This is a genomic window from Streptomyces sp. NPDC002044, assembly GCF_040296725.1.
GTDB classification, from domain to species: domain Bacteria; phylum Actinomycetota; class Actinomycetes; order Streptomycetales; family Streptomycetaceae; genus Streptomyces; species Streptomyces antarcticus.
This window is the reverse complement of record NZ_JBEOXU010000261.1, coordinates 1,625-4,838: the sequence shown is the minus strand read 5'-3', so window position 1 is coordinate 4,838 and position 3,214 is coordinate 1,625. Positions and strand designations below refer to the sequence as shown.

The 3,214-nt window shown below is 56.7% G+C and carries 1 rRNA gene; it reads right to left on the bottom strand.

Annotation, left to right across the window (positions count from 1 at the left end):
• Positions 1–31 precede the first annotated feature (31 nt).
• Positions 32–3,154, bottom strand: a 23S ribosomal RNA gene (locus tag ABT106_RS31090).
• Between the last annotated feature and the right edge of the window lie 60 nt (positions 3,155–3,214).

Genomic DNA, 3,214 nt, shown 5'->3' with positions numbered 1-3,214 from the left:
TTCAGAACTAACACAGTGGACGCGAGCAACTGAGGACAAGCCCTCGGCCTATTAGTACCAGTCAGCTTCACCCGTTACCGGGCTTCCACATCTGGCCTATCAACCCAGTCGTCTACTGGGAGCCTTACCCTCTCAAGGAGGTGGGAATACTCATCTTGAAGCAGGCTTCCCGCTTAGATGCTTTCAGCGGTTATCCCTCCCGAACGTAGCCAACCAGCCATGCCCTTGGCAGGACAACTGGCACACCAGAGGTTCGTCCGTCCCGGTCCTCTCGTACTAGGGACAGCCCTTCTCAATATTCCTACGCGCACAGCGGATAGGGACCGAACTGTCTCACGACGTTCTAAACCCAGCTCGCGTACCGCTTTAATGGGCGAACAGCCCAACCCTTGGGACCGACTCCAGCCCCAGGATGCGACGAGCCGACATCGAGGTGCCAAACCATCCCGTCGATATGGACTCTTGGGGAAGATCAGCCTGTTATCCCCGGGGTACCTTTTATCCGTTGAGCGACGGCGCTTCCACAAGCCACCGCCGGATCACTAGTCCCGACTTTCGTCCCTGCTCGACCCGTCGGTCTCACAGTCAAGCTCCCTTGTGCACTTACACTCAACACCTGATTGCCAACCAGGCTGAGGGAACCTTTGGGCGCCTCCGTTACTCTTTAGGAGGCAACCGCCCCAGTTAAACTACCCATCAGACACTGTCCCTGATCCGGATCACGGACCGAGGTTAGACATCCAGCACGACCAGAGTGGTATTTCAACGGCGACTCCACAACCACTGGCGTGGCTGCTTCAAAGTCTCCCACCTATCCTACACAAGCCGAACCGAACACCAATATCAAACTATAGTAAAGGTCCCGGGGTCTTTCCGTCCTGCTGCGCGAAACGAGCATCTTTACTCGTAGTGCAATTTCACCGGGCCTATGGTTGAGACAGTCGAGAAGTCGTTACGCCATTCGTGCAGGTCGGAACTTACCCGACAAGGAATTTCGCTACCTTAGGATGGTTATAGTTACCACCGCCGTTTACTGGCGCTTAAGTTCTCAGCTTCGCCACACCGAAATGTGACTAACCGGTCCCCTTAACGTTCCAGCACCGGGCAGGCGTCAGTCCGTATACATCGCCTTACGGCTTCGCACGGACCTGTGTTTTTAGTAAACAGTCGCTTCTCGCTGGTCTCTGCGGCCACCCCCAGCTCACGGAGTAAATCCGATCACCAGTGATGGCCCCCCTTCTCCCGAAGTTACGGGGGCATTTTGCCGAGTTCCTTAACCATAGTTCACCCGAACGCCTCGGTATTCTCTACCTGACCACCTGAGTCGGTTTAGGGTACGGGCCGCCATGAAACTCGCTAGAGGCTTTTCTCGACAGCATAGGATCATCCACTTCACCACAATCGGCTCGGCATCAGGTCTCAGCCTTAATGAGGGACGGATTTGCCTACCCCTCGGCCTACACCCTTACCCCGGGACTACCACCGCCCGGGCTGGACTACCTTCCTGCGTCACCCCATCGCTTACCTACTACCACCTTGGGCCGGCGGCTCCACCACTTTCCCTTGCCCGAAGGCTCCGGAACGGCTTCACGGCCTTAGCATCAATGGATTCGATACTGGGCGTTTCAAAGCGGGTACCGGAATATCAACCGGTTGTCCATCGACTACGCCTGTCGGCCTCGCCTTAGGTCCCGACTTACCCTGGGCAGATCAGCTTGACCCAGGAACCCTTAGTCAATCGGCGCACACGTTTCTCACGTGTGTATCGCTACTCATGCCTGCATTCTCACTCGTGAACCGTCCACAACTAGCTTCCGCTGCTGCTTCACCCGGCACACGACGCTCCCCTACCCATCACAGCGGGCGTTGGCCCTCATGCTGCAATGACACGACTTCGGCGGTACGCTTGAGCCCCGCTACATTGTCGGCGCGGAATCACTTGACCAGTGAGCTATTACGCACTCTTTCAAGGGTGGCTGCTTCTAAGCCAACCTCCTGGTTGTCTCTGCGACTCCACATCCTTTCCCACTTAGCGTACGCTTGGGGGCCTTAGTCGATGCTCTGGGCTGTTTCCCTCTCGACCATGGAGCTTATCCCCCACAGTCTCACTGCCACGCTCTCACTTACCGGCATTCGGAGTTTGGCTAAGGTCAGTAACCCGGTAGGGCCCATCGCCTATCCAGTGCTCTACCTCCGGCAAGAAACACGTGACGCTGCACCTAAATGCATTTCGGGGAGAACCAGCTATCACGGAGTTTGATTGGCCTTTCACCCCTAACCACAGGTCATCCCCCAGGTTTTCAACCCTGGTGGGTTCGGTCCTCCACGAAGTCTTACCTCCGCTTCAACCTGCCCATGGCTAGATCACTCCGCTTCGGGTCTAGAGCGTGCAACTCAATCGCCCTATTCGGACTCGCTTTCGCTACGGCTTCCCCACACGGGTTAACCTCGCTACACACCGCTAACTCGCAGGCTCATTCTTCAAAAGGCACGCAGTCACGACCGGTGTTCCGAAGAACAACGGCGACGCTCCCACGGCTTGTAGGCACACGGTTTCAGGTACTATTTCACTCCGCTCCCGCGGTACTTTTCACCATTCCCTCACGGTACTATCCGCTATCGGTCACCAGGGAATATTTAGGCTTAGCGGGTGGTCCCGCCAGATTCACACGGGATTTCTCGGGCCCCGTGCTACTTGGGAGATTCTTAAGCAAGCCGCTGATGTTTCGTCTACGGGGGTCTTACCCTCTACGCCGGACCTTTCGCATGTCCTTCGACTACATCAACGGTTTCTGACTCGCCGACCGGCCGGCAGACCGATCAAAAGAATTCCCACAACCCCGCATGCGCAACCCCTGCCGGGTATCACACGCATACGGTTTGGCCTCATCCGGTTTCGCTCGCCACTACTCCCGGAATCACGGTTGTTTTCTCTTCCTGCGGGTACTGAGATGTTTCACTTCCCCGCGTTCCCTCCACACTGCCTATGTGTTCAGCAGTGGGTGACAGCCCATGACGACTGCCGGGTTTCCCCATTCGGACACCCCCGGATCAAAGCTCAGTTGGCAGCTCCCCGGGGCCTATCGCGGCCTCTCACGTCCTTCATCGGTTCCTGGTGCCAAGGCATCCACCGTGTGCCCTTAAAAACTTGGCCTACAGATGCTCGCGTCCACTGTGTAGTTCTCAAACAACGACCAGCCACCCATCACCCCAT